Here is a 20,346-nt window from a genome sequence, read left to right as displayed (position 1 = left end):
ACTTAAAAAAATCTAAGTTTGACTGTATCGTATGAGGCTGGGACATGAGTATTTTAGTCAATGGTATATCCGAACGATCAGGAGTTATCTCCTTTTACTCGTTCGGATATTTTTGTTTGTTCGGAAAACAATTTTATAAAAAATAGTGGAATGGAGCGGAAGACACTCGACTACTATGGGAAATAGAGGAAATGCTGAGACCCCGCGGAAAGCGAGTGTCTGCAGCGCAGGTAGATCGAACTTGTTTTTACAACCTGACTATTTGAAAAAAGTCATGTTCGTCTTTGAGAGGGAGTCATTTAGTTATGCCCCAGCCTCTTTCTTTATTCTACTAATGTTTCAAATTCACGCTTATGCTTAAAGTTAAAATACATAATTGTTCCTAACACAAATATAAAGGTGAAAATTATTAATACCATTGTATTTTGCCACATAAAGCTCAGATCCCCACTAGAAATAACTGCCTTTAACCCTGATACAGAATAGGTCATTGGCAAGAAGAGATTGAATGGCTGTAGAAATTCAGGAATTAACTCCAGAGGGAATGTTCCAGCACTTGTCGTTAATTGTAGAATTAATATAATAATGGCTACAAATCGCCCAGGATCTCCAAAAGCAGTAACTAAAAATTGAATCAACGTAATAAAAGTTAGACTTGTAATGATACTAAATAAGACAAATAGTGGTAAGCTCTTCACCTCAAGTCCTAACCCAACAATTAGTATAAATACCGCTACTAATGCTTGAATAATACCAATTCCACTTAAGATAATGAATTTACTGGAGAACCAATTAAATCCATTTCGTGGAACAACTGCAGGCTCTTTTAGCGGAAATACAATTGATAATAATAACGCTCCAACAAAAAGACCAAGTGAAAGGAAGTACGGAGCAAACCCCGTTCCATAATTCGGTACTTTGTTGATTTTTTCATTTTGAACATCTACTGGCTGAGCCATCATATCATATGTTTGATCATCCGCATTTACTTCTGAAGCTTCGTTTGCCCCATCTGTTAATTTCGAAGCCAATTTCTCTGTTCCATCGGCAAGGCCATTCGTTCCATCTGCTAGCGATTGAGCACCATCTTCAAGCTGTCCTGCTCCTAGAGCAAGAAGATTTGCACCAGCAGTTAATTCATCTATTCCACTTGTCAACTCATTAGAGCCCCCGAGTAGTTGGTCCGCTCCCGCCTTTGCTTTAGTGAATTCATTAGAATAATTTCCCATTCCGGTTAAAAAGTCTTGTTGGCCTGAAGCTACCTGTTTTGCCCCTTCGTTAAGATCTATACTTCCTTTTGTTAACTGGTTGATAGCTTTTTGCAGCGTTAGTTCACCAGTATAAACTGTGTTCACTCCATCCGATACTTGAGTAGCACCATCAGCTAATCTACCTGTTGCAGCAGATAATTTACTTGTGCCCTCTTTTACTTGTTCGCTTCCTGATAATACTTCTTGTAATGTAAGAGAGAGCATCGCCTTTTGCTCCGAAGTCATCGAAGGTTCCAATGCTTCTAGTTGCTGCTTTAGTGCCAGAATTCCTTTATATAAATTTTCAGAACCTGCAGCTAATTTCTCCGTTTCAGGTTTCATAGAACTTACCCCTGCTGAAACCTCTAGTGCTCCAGCTTGAAGCTCTTTTGTTCCCCCAATTAATTCTGGGAGCTTTTGTTCTGTCTGCTTTAGGCCAAGCTTGATGCTTTCCATATTCGTTGAAATCTGTTGATTTCCGCTGTTTAATTGAGCAGCTGCTTCTTCAAGCTGCTTATGTCCCTCTTGCAATTGTGTTAATCCATTAGCTAATTGACTAACACCAACCTTTAATTCAGTAGAACCAGCGTTAACCAAGCTCATTCCATCGGTAAATTCAATTGACTTACTTGCAAGCTCACCAAGCTTTTCTTTTAGCGTCTTCGTACCTTCCTTTAACTCACCTGCGCCATCATTTAACTGATTAGCACCTTCACTTGCTTGACTGATTCCATCAGCCAACTCACTTACTTTGTCAAACATCATTTCTGAATAAGTTTTCGTAATTTCTTGTGAGATAGAAACCTTTATCTTTTCAATTGCGCTTTCTCCAATTTGAGCAGATAAGAAATTATATCCCTCATTAGGGACATATATTAAATCTAGCTTTTTGGGTTGTTCATCTAGAAGCGTCGTAGCATTTTCAGAAAAATCACTAGGGATTTCTACCAACATGTAAAATTTCTGAGTTTCAAGCTCCTTATATCCTTTATCTTTATCTAACACTTGGAAATGAAAATCATCACTATCTTCCAATTTTTGTGCAAGGTCGTTCCCTAGCTGCAATTCCTCCCCTTCTAGCGTAGCTCCCGTATCTTCATTCACTACAACTACAGGAAGATCTGATAAACGATCATATGGGTCCCAGAAAGCCCAAAGGAACATCCCACTGTACAGCACCGGAATAAACAATACTGCAATAATTGGTATCAGTAATTTTTTATTTCGAACAACAGCACGTAACTCTTCTCTTAGAAGATTATTTTTCATTTATATGCCCCCCATAAGTAATAAATGACTGTTTTGTTCATTTAGTCAATCCAGTGAAAAAAGGAAGGATTATCTCCTTATAAAGACAATCCTTTAAAAATATATTGTTCAATTACTTTGGCTATCTCTGCTTTCTCAAGTGGTTTATGATGCTTTTCCCAATCAAATATTAGTGCGATATATGTTTTTAACATAATAAAAGCGGTGAGCTCGGGATCAACATCCTGAATTTCGTTTGCTTCAATAGCTTGAATAACTTTATCCTTTATATACGAAATAATTGCTCTCTCCAACTTTTCCATCGCTTCCATGACAATTGGGGTACCCATTTCTCTTTCTTCTTGGAAAAGTTTGATTGTTAATTGATGTTGGATTCTAAATTCCAAGATTTTATAAAGTGCTCGATGGGCATTCACTCTAAAAGACAAGGTTGAATCAAAGGATTCATCAGCTGTTTGCTTCATTTCACGAATGAGACTTGAAATAATTTCATCAAATAGCTCTTCCTTGTTTTTATAAAAAGTATAGATGGTCCCCTTTCCCACATTGGCTATCCTTGCGACATGATCCATTGTTGTCGCCTTGTATCCAAATTGAGAAAATGACTTCGTTGCTGCGTCTGTAATTAATTGTTTACGGTCTATTGACATCGAAAACCACTCCATTTTGACTAAATGAACATTTGGGTCATTTCGTAACGTTTATTACTATATCAGACATTTTATACTGTGGCAACTAGGAATCGTAAATGAACTTCTTGAATAAGAATATTTAATTGCATCCTCTAAAGACAATCTATTATTTGCCTTGTAAAAAAAGCTGTCACGAATGGACAGCTTTTTTCTCATATAAATAGTCTAACACACTACTCACGACGGCTTCACTTTGATCAATACAGTCTGGAAGACCAAGACCATCAAAGGAGCTTCCAGCTAAAAATACACCTGGTAGCTCTTGATCTACACTTTGTTTCAGTACTTCGATACGCTTTTTATGGCCCACCGTATATTGTGGCATCGAATCCTTCCAACGTGATATTATCGTAAATTCAGGATCCGCAGTAATATCCATCGTTTTTTTCAAATCTAGGAGTACGATCTTCACAATCTCATCATCCGATAATTCCACAACTGCTTCATCACCTGCCCTACCGACATAGCAACGTAGCAGCACTTTTCCTTTTGGAGTAGAATGTGGCCATTTTTTATGCGTCCACGTACAAGCCGTAATTGTATAATCACTATTTCGAGACACGACAAACCCTGTCCCATCGATATCTTTATTAATAGCTTCTTCGGGAAATGCCAATGCAACTGTTGCGACCGATGTAGAAGGCATTTCCTTCAGTGAATTGAAAAAGGGATATGTTGAAAACATCGATTGTGTGATATGGTGTGGAGTCGAAACAATTACAGCATCTGCAATCATAATCTCTCCACTAGTTAAGGAAAGCTCATAGCTATTGCTTTTTTTGAGAATTTGCTCCACTCGATGCCCCTTTAGAATTGAGCCATCATCCATATTATCTTCGATTGCATCCACCAATGATTGTAATCCCGTCTTTACAGTCAGAAAGATACCCTTGCTTTTTTGCTTCGCATGAGAATTTTTAGGTGGTGATGGAGTACCCTTCTTCATTCCAATTACCAAGCTCCGATATTTTTGCTCCACTTGGTAAAACTGTGGAAAAGTTGACATTAAACTTAATTGATCGATATCACCAGCGTAAATTCCTGATAGCAGCGGCTCAATTAAATTTTCTACAACTTCATCCCCTAGGCGACGTCGGAAGAATTGTCCTAAGGATTGATCTTCAGCTGGATTTGAACGAGGTAACACAAAATCGGCAGCTGCTCTTAACTTGCCTTTCATTGAAAACAAGCCAGTTGTAACGAATGGCCCTACCTCAGTTGGAATTCCCATAATTGAGCCACCTGGCATTGGGTGTAGTCGCTCTTTCACAAGAACATACGATTTTCCTGCTGTATTACTGATCAGTTGATCAGCCATCCCAACTTCTCTCGCTAGCCGTGATGCACTTTGCTTTCTAGCTAAAAAGGAATCTGGACCCCTTTCAATTACATATCCATCTTGAATGACTGTTTGAATCTTCCCTCCTAAACGATGGGAAGCTTCCACAAGCTTGACATCAATTGATAGATTCTGCCCCTTTGCATACTTCTGCAAATAATATGCAGCAGTTATCCCCGTAATTCCCCCTCCAACTATTACAACCCTTTTCTTCTCTTCCAACACTGTAAATCGCCTTCTTTTCTATGGTATTTCGACTCTATCAAGCCTATTATCTCTACCCTTTAATAAAAGACTATTTTCGTAAACATCCTTCTCTTTACAAGAAAAGCTATTATTTATTCAGATAGTTTATTTAATACGACCGTAGCCATTGCATCAATAAACTCTAGCTTAGCGTTTGGCATTTCTGGTCGATAGTAGCTAACACCTATCTCATCAGTAACTACTTTGCATTCATAGTCATTATCAAACAGAACTTCTAAATGGTCTGATACAAAACCAACTGGAGTATAGACAAAAGCCTTATAACCCTTTTCATCGTATAGTTCTTTTGTTAAGTCTTGTACATCTGGTCCAAGCCATGGCTCTGGTGTGTTTCCAGCACTTTGCCAGCCTACCTCATAATTTTCAACTCCAGCACCCTTAGCGATTAGTGCTGCTGTTTCTTTCAACTGCTGTGGATATGGATCGCCTAATTGAAGGATTTTTTCAGGTAAACTGTGTGCAGATACGATAAGAACGGCATGGTCTTGTTCTTCTTTCGGCATTGACTCGAGTGTTTGTTTCACTTGATTCACCCAGTATTGGATAAACTTAGGTTCATTATACCAACTTTCGACAAAGGTAAATTTAGGACCACCAAGCTTGTCTGCTTCTTCTTTCGCCCGGCCATTATATGATTTAACACTGAAAGTAGAGAAATGAGGAGCAAGCACAATGCTAACAGCTTCTTCAATCCCGTCCTCTTTCATTTGTTTAACCGCGTCTTCTACAAATGGCTCAATATGCTTAAGTCCTAGATACATCTTAAATTCTATTTCATGTTGTACTTCATTTAGATGCTTTTCAAGAGCCTCCGCTTGATCAAGTGTAATTCGTGCAAGTGGAGAAATTCCACCAATCGCATCATATCTTTCTCTTAATTCTTCTAGCATTTCTGGAGAAGGTTTTCTCCCTCTTCTGATATGCGTATAATAACGTTCTAGATCTTCTTCTTTATATGGAGTCCCGTAAGCCATTACAAGTAACCCCATCTTCTTCTTTGTCATTTATTCCACCTCTTTAATTTGTATCTAGTCCATTATTGTGCCAAAAATCCGACTAACTTACCAATTCGAATGCTCAAATTGGAAAAAGAACTAAGTAGTTCTTTTATTATAGAAGCATCTAATCCCTAGACAAAGGGTGGTTATTTTCCTAGCTTTGAAGCTGAATATTCATGAATAAAAGTAGTTAACTTCTTCAATGTATCTGGGTTTACTTGAGGGAACACGCCATGTCCTAAGTTAAAGATATATCCAGGATGTTCCATTCCTTGATCTAAGATCGCTTTCGCTCGTTCTTCAATTACGTCCCAAGGAGCTAACAAAATAGAAGGGTCCAGATTTCCTTGAACCGTTTTCGTAATTCCCATTTCTCGAGCTTCACTTATTGGTAATCTCCAGTCTAACCCTACTACATCTAATGGGAGGTCATGCCATTCTAAAGCTAAGTGACTAGCACCAACACCAAACATAATTAAAGGTACATTTAACTCACGTAGACTAGAAAAAATTCGGTTCATAACAGGCTTAATAAAGTAGCGGTAATCCTGTACGTTTAACGCCCCTACCCAAGAGTCAAAAATTTGAATTGCACGAGCTCCTGCATTTACCTGTGATTTCACATATGTAATGGTCATTTCAGCTAGTTTATCCATTAACGCAAACCAAGCTTTTGGCTCTGAATACATGAAGGCTTTTGTCTTATTGTAATTCTTTGAAGGACCACCTTCGATCATATAGCTTGCAAGGGTAAATGGTGCACCAGCAAACCCGATAAGCGGAACGGATAATTGTTCTTGCGTTAAGAGCTTGATCGTTTCGAAGACATAAGGTACATCTTCCTCTGGGTGAATTTCACCAAGCTTTTCTACATCCGCCATAGACCGGATTGGGTTCGAAATGACCGGACCAATTCCTGTCTTTATCTCAACATCCACTCCTATAGCTGGAAGCGGTGTCATAATATCCTTGTAAAGAATGGCAGCATCCACATCATACTGTTCTACTGGCAGACGCGTTACATATGCACACAGCTCTGGTTGATGAGTAATTTCAAATAAAGAATATTTCTCTTTAATTGCCCGATATTCTGGTTGAGAACGTCCAGCTTGTCGCATATACCAAGCCGGTACATAGTCAGTCCTCTCTCCTCTAGCAGCTTTTAAAAACGTATCATTAAATTCTCTCGTCATTTGACAAATTTCCACCTTTCCTAACATATCTGTTTAACATTGTAATATATATCAACAAAAATAAACATTCGCTATTCTAAATTGGCTTATTTCAATATAGCCTTTTCTACTATGGTTGTATAGATAACCTAGTGAATTGTCAATAAATTGACGTTTTTCCGCTAGTCCGTTCTATTTCAAAGTTGATTATATCCAATGAAACCTATGATGGTCATCCAAATTTGTCACATTATTTTTGACGTATTATTGACAATTTCGAGATAACTTTAGAGAGCTATTATTATGCGTTCCCTTTTTAAACCGTTATAATAAAAATTGAGAAAGAACCGCTTAAAGAACAGCAACCAATAAATGTGTATGAGGTGATCACAATGAATGTCTATTTAACGAATGGAACAGTTGATTATTTAAGTAACTTGCATTCACAGCATCGTGATGATCAAATGATGTTAATGCATGCGGGAGAAGATGCTCTATTATTACATGAAACTGAGGGAGAATCCGTATTTAATGAACCGAGAAAGTATGAAGTAATTGATTCCTCAGGAACATTGGATGGGGCTGGTTTCGCTGTCTTAAATAACATCCCTGTAACCGAGGAAGGTAGACCAATCTTTGAGTACCGTTTTAAGAACCGAGCTGGCTTGATTGAGAGTGAGCCAGGATTTGTAGCCATACGTGTACTAAGACCACTATCAAATGATACATATGTCATCTTAACGCTTTGGCAAGAAGAAAAGGACTTTAAAGCATGGCAAGATTCACAAGCCTATAACAAAGCCCATGAAAAAAGAGGAACAGAGCAAGGAGTAGACAAGCAACAACCACAAATATTTGCTCGCCCATCCTTTGTTACAAGTTATGAAATCACCACTGGGTAACTAGCTTGGAGCTTTAACAAAAGCTGAGTGCGCCTTAGTCAGGATAGAGCAAGTTAGACAGTTTAGAATAGTAAATATTCTTTCCTTCCATTCTAATTTGAATTATGGCCTAGTGGATGTCGAAGCGTTTATTTACATATGATCAATTTTCTTAAGCAGTAATAAAGGGATGTCCATGAAGCGTGGACATCCCTTTATTACTGCTCAATTTTTTTAATAATCCCATTCCGATTAGCATATACAGCTGCTTGAGTACGATCAGCTACACCTAACTTGCTTAAGATATTGCTTACATGGGACTTAACTGTTTTAATTCCAATAAAGAGCTCCTCACTAATTTGTTGATTGGTCATTCCCTCTCCAATGCAGGTTAACACTTCAAATTCTCTTTCTGTCAGTTCATCATGAGGCTTCGTTTCTTGTGGTCTCAAGCGATTCATCATTTTATTCGCCACTTTCGGTTCTATAACTGTTTCCCCTCTTGCTGCTTTTCGGATAGCGGTAACAACCTCAGCTGCCGTTGCCGTTTTCAACATATAGCTAAACGCCCCCGCTTCAATCGCAGGAAAAACTTGTTCATCATCATAAAAACTCGTAATAATAATGATTTTACATTGAGGGTATGTTTTTAAAATTGTCTTAGTTGCTTCTATCCCATTTCCATTCTCCATTAAGAGATCCATTAAAACTACTTGCGGTTTTTCTTTTATAACAAGTGCAACGGCATCATTCCCACAGCTTGCCTCTCCAACTACTTCAATTTCTGGCTCAGTAATTAAATATGAAATGATTCCTTTCCTTACCATTTCATGATCGTCTACTACTACTACTCGTATCATTTCGAATCCCCCCCAATTGTTGGTATACGAATATTAATATACGCACCCTCATTCAGCTTCGAACGAACCTTGAATACTCCCCCTACCTCTTCACATCTTTCACGCATTGTTTTTAAACCGTATGATGTGACTTTCTCATTTTGAGGATCAAACCCTTTGCCGTTATCCCCAATAAATAAATGAACGTACTCTTCCTTTTCTGTTAAGGTGATTTCTACTTTGCTGGCTTGAGAGTGTCTAAGGATATTTGACAGTGCCTCTTGTACGATGCGAAACAAATGCTCCTCCCCTGCCTTAGATATATGCTCAATCTCATCAATGCTTGCCTTGAAATGAATGGTTGTTTTTTCTTTCAGTTCTTGAATAAGCTTAATGATTCCATCACACAGGCTATCATTGCTAAGTTCTACAGGACGTAAATGAAGGAGTAAAGCTCTCATTTCTCCTTGGGCTTTAGCTGCTATATCAGCAATTTGCTCTAACTGCTCTTTTGCACGAGTTGGATTTGTATCAAACAGACGAATGGTCGCTGACGACATCATACTAAGGGCAAATAACTGTTGACTTACCACATCATGCAGATCCCTTGCGAGACGCTGCCTTTCTTCAATAACGGCAGCTGTGTGAGCTGATTGTGCAAGTGTAGACCTTTCATTTGCTAGCCTTTGCATGGAGTATACCTGCTCCTGGATAAATTCGGCTAGTTGGTTTAATTCTTCACAGATTAATCCAATCTCGTCCTTTTCAAAAACAGGCATTCTTTCAGAAAACTTTCCACTTCTTAATGTGGAAACGTATAGTAAAATGTCGCTCAATCTTCCTTTAAAGAGATAGCTCCCTTTAATACCCAAATAACCTCCAACAAGAATAAGAACAACAAACATATAAAGCGTTAGCCAAAAAGTTGTTTGAATCGTAAACTGAGGGTTCTCATTGTTAAACAAGTACAATTGCAGTCCGACGAAAAAAAAGAGCGGGCCGATAATCCCTAACATGACGAAACTTTGAACAAACCAATATCTAATACCTTTTTCTATTTTCATATAACTACCCCTAAACCCGATCTATTCGAATAGATCCGATTTTTAATGATATTTCCATACGTAGCTTCCTTGTCGCATCATCATAGTCTGGAGATTTGTAATAAATTTCTCTATTTGCTGATAATTCACCCTCCGAATCTAGTTCAAATAAACGAATATCTCCAACCTTTACCTTCGTATGAATTTCAACTGGAATGTCATCTGGAATCAGGATATTGACATCTCCTATTACCCCTTGAAGACGAATAGGCGTTTCCTTTTCGGGAATAAACGCTTTGCTAAAATCAATAAAATAATCCCCAATTGTGTTGTAAAGCTCCATTGGTTCGACAGCCCAATTGGAGGACTTAAAGTTTACATCTCCTATAGAAAAACCTCTAAATTTCTGAGCGATTTTTACTTTTGTACCTTGATTTCCTACCTCGTCCTGCTCAATAACCTTATCCTTAGATTGATATTTTTCAAGGGGAACATCAGAAGATATGTGAACCTTGACCCGACCCTTGTTTAATAGCAAGTTCACACCAATGAAGATAAGCAATATAGGCCATAACTTCCAGAAATCCCAAAATTGAAAATTAATGATATTAAAACGGTCAACTATTAGCAGACTTGAAAAAAACGTTAAAATTAAATAACCGAACCATCCTTTCCGAATGGTAATAGCATATATTAACTTACCTATTGAAAAGGCAAATAACACGAAAGGATAGGAAACGACAAAAAGTTCTTTTATTTCCAAGGAAATGACACCTATATTTACAAGGAGAAGTAAAGTGCCAATCGCAAATAAACATAACGCGAAGAAAATTTGATTAATCGAACGATACCGCAACAAAGACCCCTTCTTTCTTATGATTATCATACAATTTCGATATTCTTTATCTAAATCCTTTTTCAACCTTACTACTTATCTGTATACTACTATTTTTTCTATCTCTTAAGAACAACCTGTAGTCGCTACCTTCTCCGCCTCTAGACTGATATATTTTCATTTACGCCTCACAACTTTAATGACTGAACATATTCTGTATTACGTTCAGAATATGGGGGATTGCCTATCTAACGGGACTCCCCTATTTCGAATTGGAAAGGAGGCTCCATAAACAATGGTCGTTGATTTTTCAGCACTTCACTGGATTTATTTAAGCTTTATCTTTCTCATTATTGCGTTTATGGTGATGAAGCGGGATACGACGTTAGTGTGTATTTTAGGGATCTTTTTGATTGCACTTACAGCTACTGAATCGATTACCATGTCGATAAGTAGTATTTTTTCTAGCTTTATCTATGCCATAAATGAATTATTATCTACTATTCTTGTTATCTCTATTATAGTAGCAATGAGTAGAATTCTAACCAAGACAGGAATAAATGATGTAATGATTTCTCCCTTTTCAAAATTAATTCGTACTCCCACTCTTGCTTATTGGACAATTGGTATCCTCATGATGATTATTTCATGGTTCTTTTGGCCATCTCCTGCTGTTGCATTAATGGGTGCTGTGTTGCTTCCAGTAGCTCTACGCGTTGGACTCCCTGCCCTTGGAGTAGCAGTAGCGATGAATTTATTTGGTCATGGAATCGCTCTATCAGGTGACTTTATCATCCAAGCAGCTCCTAAGCTTACGGCAGATGCCGCTGGCCTTCCTGTAAGTGACGTCATTCAAGCTAGTATTCCATTAGTAATTGTAATGGGTGCTGTTACAACGGTTACTGCTTTTTATCTACTAATGCGAGATATGAAATTGGGCAAACTCTCCGTTCACCCTGGTTCCACAGCAGGTAACACTTCTTCGGAATTTCCCGAGCCACAACCAAATCTATTAACCAAAAACCAAAAAAAATTCTTTGCCCTTTTGATCCCTACCCTTTTTCTAATCGATGTCGTATTAATGTTTACACAAAATCTCCAAGGGGGAGATGCTACCGCATTAATTGGTGGGACGTCGATTTTTATCTTAATCATTATTACACTAGTTAGTCATAAACATAAGGGATTAGAAAAGACAACAAGCTATTTAATTGAAGGGTTCCAATTTGGCTTTAAAGTATTTGGTCCTGTTATTCCAATAGCTGCCTTTTTTTATTTAGGAGATGCTGGGTTCACGACAATGATTGGCGATTATCTTCCGAATGCATCACAAGGAATTGTCAATGACTTAGGTATTGGGTTAGCCGCTATCGTTCCATTGAGTAAAGAGGTAGGCGCAATTACATTAACAGCAGTAGGAGCAATAACCGGATTAGATGGATCTGGATTTTCAGGGATTTCATTAGCTGGATCAATTGCAAAGCTATTTGCTACAGCTATCGGATCTGGCGCAGCTACCTTAACCGCGCTAGGTCAGATTGCGGGAATTTGGGTAGGTGGCGGAACGCTTGTCCCTTGGGCACTAATTCCTGCAGCCGCCATCTGTAATGTAGATGCTTTTGAACTAGCAAGACGCAATGTTATACCTGTAGTAGTCGGGTTAACTGTAACCACGATTGTTGCAATGTTCTTAATATAATTTGGTTCAACTTCAAGAATTACATGCATTCCTTTTGTTTTTCGAACTAATTTTTATCTTGACAGTTTTTTTAAAGGCTGGTTTTGTATACAGTATTATTTTTGAAACATGGGCAGTTTGGAGCCCCTGGAAACTCGCTTGCGGCGGGGACGATGAGCCCCTCGGCTTCGCATGTTGGGTCTCAACTGTCCCAATACTCCCGCAGACGTCTCGCATCTTTCCGCTCCAAACTGTTAACCTTCGTATGAAGAAGGTGATATTACCTGGTATAAAACAACAATCTTTTGAAAATAGCCTTTATAAAATAGGTCAATTTGTTCCGCTAAGAAAAATTCAAACTATCAACAGCAGTAATCAAAAAAGTCTCCTTAACGTTTGTCAAGGAGACTTCTTTTCTTTAACTCTGCCTAGTCTTTCTTTTAATGACTGTTGGATGGAAATCCATAAGCTTGTCCAAGTAATTCCTAATGCATATCCTCCAATGACATCCGTCGGATAATGCACCTGAAGTACCACTCGGCTGACCCCAATAAATATAATAATCACTGCACCTAAAGTAACTGAAATCCACTTAACCAGTCTTGATTCAACCATTGTTATGATAAAATAGGCGATAAAAGAAAATAGAATCAAGCCCACCATGGCATGTCCACTCGGAAAGCTTAAGCTATTTACATGAACAAGATGCTCTCCACTGGGTCTTTGCCTCCCAATGAGGCCCTTTAATAGCATGTTCCCTTCATATCCAATTGCTACAGCGAAAGTAAAGGTAACTACCCCTACATAGTCCTTCCTTACAATCCATAGAAATGCAATGACGAATAATGAAATCGCACCTATCATCAGTTTAGATCCTAGAAAAGTTATCCCCTTAAAGAATGGATATGTCTTCTCTTGAAATAGGGTCTGTATAAACCTAGCAACGGCTTCATCAACAACTAAGGAAGTATTAGAGGTTACAGTGTAGATCAAGAAAACAAATACACAAAATGATGTAAAAGCGACGATCTTCATTTGTCCTCTTTCCATATATATATCCTTATCATTTCATCTCTTAATTATGTGGTATGGGAGGAGTTTCTAATAACCTCATGCGATAAGCATTCATAGCGGTTATTCCTAAATGCTCTAAAAGATTATAATTCGCATAAGCTCCAACCACAGCCCCAATGCCAGGAACTAGCTGAAGCATTTTTGCAAGGTCTATATAATCTCGATACTCCTGTTGAAAAACTCTCCATTCCAAATCCACTAGATCTGATTTTCTATTTTCCCAGTTTTCCAATAATTCTAGGGTTTCACGACGGTGGTCATCACTTGAAAACGCCAATTGAAAAATATGGAGAATAAATAATCGCTCTTCAAACTGATTTGTGTCATAGCCATAGATGGCAGCCGCCTCGAATAAGAATTTTATTTTTATTGAAAGTAGCAGTGGAAAATCCGCCAATCCTAAAAATATCCCACCTGCTCCAGTTCCAGCTCCTTCTATGGTAGCCGTTTTCCGATATGCTGCTAAACTCACTTTCAGTCTTTCATCTCGTTCTTTTAAGGTCGAGAATCGATGTTTTTTCTTGTTCGTTGTTAGATTGGAGCCAACCAAAGTAGCTTTCACCATGTTTTTAATACTTTCTGTCAGGATGGTGTGAACCTTTTCAGGAATCAAATTATTCACTTTGATTTGGGCTTTTTTTGACAATCGGTTAAATACGCTTGAGCGCTTCTTCATTCTATTTTTCCACAATTCAACTTCTTCATAAGTTTTTTGTTCATATTCATTCATCAGCTTCTACTCCCACCCTTTTGCTTCACATGATAGGATATATTCTACGTTTGAAATCACCCACAGGTTTCGGTCAAAAAGAAAGAGGCTGGGACATAACTATATGACTCCTTCTCAAAGACGAACAATGACTTTTTTAAAATAGTTAGGTTGTAAAAACAAGTTCGTTCCACCTGCGCTGCAGACTATCGCTTTCCGCGGGGAGGAATCTGAGCCTCCTCGCTGCGCTTTAGTGTCTCAGCCTTTCCTCTATTTCCCTTAGTAGTCGAGTGTCTTCCTCTCCATTAATTTGTTTTCCGAACAAACAAAAATACCCGAACTAGTAAACGAAGATAACTCCTGATCGTTCGGATATTCCTTTGACTGAAATACTTATGTCCCAGCCTCTCTTATTGAATACTTCTCACTTCATACGCCCCGCGGGAAGCAAGCACCTCGGAGCGGAAATCAACTTTCAAACGATTCCTAGCTTACAATTTCAACCGCTGTTGGCTATAAATAAAGACATAAAAATAGGTAAATATCCATCCGCTAAAAATAGCCAATAAGCCGATAAGCAAGTCTCCCTTTAATAAGATCGGCAAAGACAGAAACAAAGATTGTATTCCAAGAACCATGACAAGCAACCGTTGAAACGACCTCAACCGATCCGCTTCCTTTATCGGATAAAGCATGACCCAAAGCTTATTCTGATAATGCATCCATAAAGGCAATAACTGAAAGCCTGTTAAGTATAAAAATAACAGCACAAACAATAGTTGCCCATATCCAAACGAGATAAAATATATAACAAGGGCTCCGATAATCGTCAATCGAATAAACAAACCAAAATAATCACCTGCACGCAAAAAAGTGCGAGCATATAAATGACTATACGTCTTCTCTTTTACATATGGTAAAGTTCCAAACAGCCAATCTAGCCATTTGCGTCGTTTCACACTGTTCCTTAGTTGAGGAACATCTGTAAACATGTTTGCCAGCCGGTAAAAGGCTGCCATTCGCTTTTCCTCTTGTTCAATCAAGCTCCCCCACTTTAATCCCATATTTTTCGTCTGGCTTGAGTAGTAGAAGTATAAACCAAGAAGCATCAACCATATCAGACCAGCATATAAAGGAGAAGCATTGGCAAATAAAAAATAAAGGAGGCTTCCATTAATAAAATATCGAATGCATGAATCGATAACATGTACCCGTTTCTCTACGTAGAATTGAACTCGCCATTTGATTAGTATATTCACCAGCTTTACTGCACTTATCACTAGTAAAAAAGGGACAAATGCCCGAAAAGAACCATGATTTACATGAGCGTACATTGGCATAAATACAGCTAGCCCAACAGTAATCAAATATACTTGAAAAACAAAGCTAATACCAATGGACCTTTTAAAGTAATTCCCAAGCTTCGTTTCAAGTGGTAACAAGAAAATTCGATCGGCTTCAAGAAGATAGGTATAAACTGGACTATAAGTCAGAATTCCTCCTAAGAAAACCGCAAGAACGATGGCTGCAGGAAAATCTGTTGGTAATGTACGTAACCACTCTTGATAATAATAGGCTGCCGTTCCTAAAAGAAAAACGAGAACAATCACCAAATGTCCATTAAATATATAACGAAGGTAACGGCCTAGTTCTTTATTGGTTGAGCTAAAACGCTCCTTCCAAAGCTTCTTTTCATCAAACATAATCTTCTTCCTTTGTTAGCTGAATATAGAGATCATCTAGAGTCGCATTAGGCATTGCAAATTGTTCTTGTAGCTCACTTAAAGTGCCTTTCGCTCGAATTTCTCCTTCATGCAAAATGACAAATCGATCACAATATTTTTCTGCAGTCGCTAGAATATGGGTAGACATTAAAATTCCTGCCCCATCATCTTTCATTTTTTTCATTAAATCCAATAGTGATTGAATACCAAGGGGGTCTAGTCCAACAAATGGTTCATCGACAATATAAAGAGAAGGTTGTACTAAAAAGGCACACATAATCATCACCTTTTGTTTCATCCCTTTTGAAAAATGAGCAGGGAACCATTTTAATCGCTTTTGCATGCGAAATTCTTTTAAGAGGATTTCAATTCGGCTTTTATACGTTGTTTCGTCAATGCCGTAAGCCATTGCTGTTACTTTTAAATGCTCCTCTAACGTTAATTCATCATATAGTATGGGTGTTTCAGGAACAAAGGTAAATTGTTTACGATATTCTGCTTTCCCTAGATGAAAGCTAAGACCATTGATCGTTACCTCTCCCTTTTGAGGCTCCATTAATCCAATGATGTGTTTAATAGTTGTACTTTTTCCCGCTCCATTTAACCCAATTAAGCCAACTATTTCATTTGCCTTTACATCAAAGGAAACATTTTTTAAAACAGGGGTTCTTGAATAACCACCTGTGAGTTCTTTTATTTGCAATAATGTCATTTATTTTGTCCTCCCGTTTAAGCTATTTTTATTTTAACAAAATGTCAATTTAAAAAGTAGGAATAGCCTAAATGATTCTTCCGACAAAAAATATTGTTCTTTTACATATTTCTTTCCTACCCGGGCATCCTAATCTTTGAAGGGGAAAACACTTAAACATTTGAGATGAGGTGTCTACACCAGACTCTTTCCTTTCAAGATAAGTATAGGCTTCAATCGTTCGAATAAGGGGATGGTTGCATTGCACAAGATGCGAATAACCATAGGTCACTAATCGAAAACACTAAACAAATGAGGTGTTTATCAAAGACATCTTCTTCTAAGCTTTTAGTTGTCATTGCAATTAAAAGAAAAAGGGGATGGTACGCTTGAACCAGAATTCGTTTTAAACCATAAACACAATTCATCAAGCCTAAAAACTAAATGAGGTGTTTATCAAAGACATCTTCTAAGCTTTTAGTTGTCTATTGCAATTAGAAGAAAAGGGGATGGTTCGTTTGAACCAGAATTCGAATTAAGCTAAATTAAACACATTTCATCTGATCATTTAAAAAATGAGGTGTTTGTCGCAGGCCACTTTTAGCTTTATACGTTGAGAAACATATAAAGTAATACAACACATCAAAAATGAGGTGTTTGTCAAAGAAAAGTTTCCTGAAAATGAACGTATATAAAGAAGCACTCCCCTTCAAACAAGACAGGATTCTTAGCGAATCCTGTCTTTGTTGTTTCCCGTTTCTATTGTGCTGTGCTAAAATAAGCTAAAAACTTGGTATTTATAACCATTAGGAGGCTCGAGTATGAGTGATTGTATTTTCTGTAAAATAGTAAATGGTGAAATCCCTGCAGCAAAAGTATTTGAGAATGAGCATGTATTAGCATTTTTAGATATTAGCCAAGTAACTAAAGGCCACACACTTGTCATTCCAAAAGTACATAAGGAAAATCTTTACGAGCTTACACCAGAAATCGCTCGAAATCTTTTTGAAGTAGTCCCTGCAATTGCAAACGCCATCAAAGCTGAGTACCAACCCATTGGGTTAAATACGTTAAATAATAACGGTGTAGAAGCAGGACAATCCGTGTTCCATTACCATATGCACTTGCTACCTCGCTATGGAAAGGGCGATGGATTTGGAGCCGTATGGAAAAGTCATCAAGACGAATACACTCCCGAAGAACTTCAACATATTGCTAAAAGCATCCATCAGCAACTAAATAAGTGATCTTCAAATTCTCCAAAAGAGGCAGGGGCATAACTAAATGACTCCTTCCCAAAGACGCACAATGACTTTAATCAAATAGTTAGGTTGTAAAAGCAAGTTCGTTCCACCTGCGCTGCAGACACTCGCTTTCCGCGGGGAGGAATCTGTGCCTCCTCGCTACGCTTTGGTGTCTCAGCTTTCCTCTATTTCCCTTAGTAGTCGAGTGCCTTCTGCTCCATTCCACTATATTTTAAGAATTTGTTTTCCGAACAAAAAAAATACCCGAACGAGTAAAAGGAGATAACTCCAGATCGTTGGGATATACTATTGACTGAAATACGTTTGTCCCAGCCTCTTTCTATATTCGTATGATGGTAGAAAAACTAACTTACCCTGTTAACATCTTAAACCAATCCATTATTAAATTCCTCAACCGCTCTATTTATTTTTTCGAAATGTTCAAATTTTTATAGAAAACAACAGCAATATTTTGGTAGGATAAAGTATATCTTTCGTTCCTTTACCGCGTTATTGTATTTACTTTATAGGAGGTGTGTTTTTTGCGTCGTACTTTTAACTTTAATGCAGGGCCAGCCGCCCTCCCGCAACCAGTACTAGAGAAAGCTTCAAAAAACTGGTTAAACTTCGATGGAACAGGTATGGGCATTATGGAATTAAGTCATCGAAGTAAAGAATATGAGTTAGTTCATGAAGGGGCAAAAGCCCGGTTGAGAAGATTATTAGCCATTTCAGATGATTATGAAATCCTATTTTTACAAGGAGGGGCAAGTCTTCAATTCTCCATGGTCCCAATGAATCTGCTAGGCGAAGATGAAGTAGGTTGTTATATTCTCACTGGAGCTTGGTCAGAAAAAGCCTTAAAAGAAGCAGAGAAAATCGGCAGGACATCGATACTTTCCTCTGGGAAGGCTTTAGGATATCAAACAATTCCTCATATAGAACAGCCTAATTTACCAAGCGATGCAGCCTATGTTCATCTTACAAGCAACAATACCATTTATGGTACCCAATGGAGCAGCTACCCTTCGGATATATCAGTTCCACTTATTGCAGATATGTCGAGTGATATTCTAAGTAAACCGATTGATGTCAACAAATTTGGCCTTATCTATGCAGGTGCACAAAAGAATTTAGGACCATCTGGAGTTACCGTTGTAATGATTCACAAACAACTTTTAGAGAAAGCCCCTTCTTCCTTGCCTACGATGTTAAATTATCAAACACATGCAAATAGTCAGTCACTCTATAACACTCCGCCTACTCTTAGCATTTATTTACTGTATCTCGTCCTTGAATGGGTGGAGGAAATTGGCGGTGTAGACGTTATGGCGAAACATAACCAACAAAAAGCTAACATTCTTTACTCAGTAATAGATGAAAGTAGCGGTTTTTTCAATGGGCATGCGACAGTTGAAAGTCGGTCTTTAATGAACGTAACATTTACTCTACCTTCAGAAGAATACACAAAGCAATTTCTTCAAGAGGCTAAATCCAGAGGGTTTGTTGGACTAAGTGGTCACCGATCCATCGGGGGGTGCAGAGCTTCTATTTATAATGCGGTCCCACAGGATGATGTTGTTCAATTAGCTCAATTTATGAAAGAATTTCAGCTTCAATACAGCTAAAATGAGCTACTTTTACTAAGCTTTAATCTTTAGATAGTAAGATTGTTCTAAATTTATCAGACCAATTGAAAAAACATCCTTGGATTCCCATTAAATTATGTTATAATTATAGAAAGTTTTTCGCTACAGGCAATGAGTGCACTGTAGGAGAAACATAGAATAGTCTAGTTTAGATGAGGAGAGATGAGAATTGAATACGAAAAATCTTGTTGCACTATCACTACTTGTAGGAATGGGTGCCGTACTTCACGCTGTAGTTCCAGGATTCTTCTTAGGAATGAAGCCTGACATGATGTTGACTATGATGTTTATCGGAATTGTCCTATTTCCAGAAAAGAAAAGTGTTTTATTACTTGGTTTAGTAACCGGCTTAATTTCAGGGTTAACTACTACGTTTCCAGCGGGATTGTTTCCAAATTTAATTGATAAGCCAATTACTGCGTTCTTGTTTTTTGGATTGTTTCTAGCATTAAAGAAATTTCAAAAATCTGTTGTCACTGTTGCTATTTTAACAGCTGTAGGTACTATTATTTCTGGAATAATCTTCTTAACATCAGCTTATCTCATTGCAGGGCTTCCTGGTCCATTTGCTGCACTATTTGGAGCTGTTGTTTTACCAACAACTGCTGTAAATACAATTACAATGGTTGTATTATACCCGGTAGCTCAATCGATTGTGAAAAGAACGAAGCTAACACAAACAACGATTACACAATAAAATATACAAAAAGGAACCTGAATTTCCAGGTTCCTTTTTCATTATTATTTAAAATTTCACCCTATTGAAAGCTATACATGATGATCCCTAGTAACAATGCACCAAGGGCTGATGCCGCTAAAACACCTGCTCTTTTACGTAACACGTGTTTCGGTGGATAAACTCCTGTTTTTTGCGTTGCAATCAAGTAATGAAATGCCCCGTAAAATAAAACGGCACTTAGTGCAAATATGCCGAACACAACTCCTGCCAAGTCCCTTCCACTCCTTCCGCTCGTCCTAACGTCTAACAATAT

General features: G+C 37.9%; 18 protein-coding genes. 5 read left to right on the top strand and 13 right to left on the bottom strand.

Translation table 11 applies throughout. The features are described from left to right. Window positions 1-323: 323 nt before the first annotated feature. From LS684_RS05550 to hemE, 5 genes are all read right to left on the bottom strand, one after another. Window positions 324-2,519, bottom strand: a complete 2,196-nt coding sequence (locus LS684_RS05550) for a YhgE/Pip domain-containing protein (RefSeq protein ID WP_233810620.1) — start codon at window positions 2,517-2,519, stop codon at window positions 324-326. Between the two features lie 77 nt (window positions 2,520-2,596). After that, entirely contained in the window at window positions 2,597-3,169 is a 573-nt protein-coding gene (locus LS684_RS05545; protein ID WP_233810619.1) for a TetR/AcrR family transcriptional regulator, read from the bottom strand. A 172-nt stretch (window positions 3,170-3,341) separates the two neighbouring features. Further along, complete coding sequence (hemY, locus tag LS684_RS05540) at window positions 3,342-4,775, bottom strand: protoporphyrinogen oxidase (RefSeq protein WP_233810618.1); 1,434 nt, start codon at window positions 4,773-4,775, stop codon at window positions 3,342-3,344. Between the two features lie 113 nt (window positions 4,776-4,888). Next, a complete protein-coding gene (gene hemH, locus LS684_RS05535) occupies window positions 4,889-5,821 on the bottom strand; it encodes a ferrochelatase (RefSeq protein WP_233810617.1) in 933 nt (310 codons plus the stop codon). A gap of 140 nt (window positions 5,822-5,961) precedes the next feature. Then, window positions 5,962-7,008, bottom strand: coding sequence for a uroporphyrinogen decarboxylase (gene hemE, locus LS684_RS05530; RefSeq protein ID WP_233810616.1), 1,047 nt, complete (start codon window positions 7,006-7,008; stop codon window positions 5,962-5,964). Window positions 7,009-7,379: 371 nt separating this feature from the next. Between hemE and LS684_RS05525 the strand changes: the two genes are divergently transcribed. Then, window positions 7,380-7,889, top strand: coding sequence for an antibiotic biosynthesis monooxygenase family protein (locus tag LS684_RS05525; protein ID WP_233810615.1), 510 nt, complete (start codon window positions 7,380-7,382; stop codon window positions 7,887-7,889). 197 nt (window positions 7,890-8,086) lie between these two features. On the opposite strand, the gene LS684_RS05520 is transcribed toward LS684_RS05525, so the two are convergent. Genes LS684_RS05520 through liaF form a run of 3 tightly spaced genes read right to left on the bottom strand, consistent with a single transcriptional unit; the run spans window position 8,087 to window position 10,636 of the window. Further along, window positions 8,087-8,728, bottom strand: a complete 642-nt coding sequence (locus LS684_RS05520) for a response regulator transcription factor (protein ID WP_233810614.1) — start codon at window positions 8,726-8,728, stop codon at window positions 8,087-8,089. Continuing rightward, window positions 8,725-9,771, bottom strand: a complete 1,047-nt coding sequence (locus LS684_RS05515) for a sensor histidine kinase (protein WP_233810613.1) — start codon at window positions 9,769-9,771, stop codon at window positions 8,725-8,727. The genes LS684_RS05520 and LS684_RS05515 overlap by 4 nt, the downstream gene beginning before the upstream one ends. Window positions 9,772-9,781: 10 nt before the next feature. Beyond that, window positions 9,782-10,636, bottom strand: a complete 855-nt coding sequence (liaF, locus tag LS684_RS05510; protein WP_432418816.1) for a cell wall-active antibiotics response protein LiaF — start codon at window positions 10,634-10,636, stop codon at window positions 9,782-9,784. A 244-nt stretch (window positions 10,637-10,880) separates the two neighbouring features. Here liaF and LS684_RS05505 point away from each other — a divergent pair, with 244 nt between their 5' ends. After that, on the top strand, window positions 10,881-12,284 hold the full coding sequence (locus LS684_RS05505) for a hypothetical protein (RefSeq protein ID WP_233810611.1): 1,404 nt from the start codon (window positions 10,881-10,883) through the stop codon (window positions 12,282-12,284). A gap of 378 nt (window positions 12,285-12,662) precedes the next feature. Here the strand turns inward: LS684_RS05505 and LS684_RS05500 are convergent, their stop codons facing one another. The 4 genes from LS684_RS05500 to LS684_RS05485 form a co-directional block, all read right to left on the bottom strand. Further along, a complete protein-coding gene (locus LS684_RS05500) occupies window positions 12,663-13,298 on the bottom strand; it encodes a phosphatase PAP2 family protein (RefSeq protein ID WP_233810610.1) in 636 nt (211 codons plus the stop codon). Window positions 13,299-13,338: 40 nt separating this feature from the next. After that, complete coding sequence (locus LS684_RS05495) at window positions 13,339-14,067, bottom strand: EcsC family protein (RefSeq protein ID WP_233810609.1); 729 nt, start codon at window positions 14,065-14,067, stop codon at window positions 13,339-13,341. Between the two features lie 470 nt (window positions 14,068-14,537). Continuing rightward, complete coding sequence (locus LS684_RS05490) at window positions 14,538-15,749, bottom strand: ABC transporter permease (RefSeq protein ID WP_233810608.1); 1,212 nt, start codon at window positions 15,747-15,749, stop codon at window positions 14,538-14,540. Then, on the bottom strand, window positions 15,742-16,482 hold the full coding sequence (locus LS684_RS05485) for an ABC transporter ATP-binding protein (protein WP_233810607.1): 741 nt from the start codon (window positions 16,480-16,482) through the stop codon (window positions 15,742-15,744). The genes LS684_RS05490 and LS684_RS05485 overlap by 8 nt, the downstream gene beginning before the upstream one ends. An 800-nt stretch (window positions 16,483-17,282) precedes the next feature. Here LS684_RS05485 and LS684_RS05480 point away from each other — a divergent pair. The 3 genes from LS684_RS05480 to LS684_RS05470 all read left to right on the top strand — a co-directional run bounded on the left by LS684_RS05480 (window position 17,283) and on the right by LS684_RS05470 (window position 20,051). Next, the gene (locus LS684_RS05480; RefSeq protein ID WP_233810606.1) at window positions 17,283-17,708 is read left to right on the top strand and encodes an HIT family protein; all 426 of its coding nucleotides are present in this window, start codon (window positions 17,283-17,285) and stop codon (window positions 17,706-17,708) included. Between the two features lie 539 nt (window positions 17,709-18,247). Next, on the top strand, window positions 18,248-19,333 hold the full coding sequence (gene serC / locus LS684_RS05475) for a 3-phosphoserine/phosphohydroxythreonine transaminase (protein ID WP_233810605.1): 1,086 nt from the start codon (window positions 18,248-18,250) through the stop codon (window positions 19,331-19,333). A gap of 190 nt (window positions 19,334-19,523) precedes the next feature. Beyond that, a complete protein-coding gene (locus LS684_RS05470; RefSeq protein WP_233810604.1) occupies window positions 19,524-20,051 on the top strand; it encodes a tryptophan transporter in 528 nt (175 codons plus the stop codon). A 61-nt stretch (window positions 20,052-20,112) separates the two neighbouring features. Here LS684_RS05470 and yhzF read toward each other — a convergent pair whose 3' ends face one another. After that, on the bottom strand, window positions 20,113-20,304 hold the full coding sequence (gene yhzF / locus LS684_RS05465; protein ID WP_233810603.1) for a membrane protein YhzF: 192 nt from the start codon (window positions 20,302-20,304) through the stop codon (window positions 20,113-20,115). Window positions 20,305-20,346 lie beyond the last annotated feature (42 nt).

This window comes from Cytobacillus spongiae (genome assembly GCF_021390075.1).
Note: the sequence above shows the minus strand (reverse complement) of the source record. Positions and strands in the feature narration are given on the sequence as shown.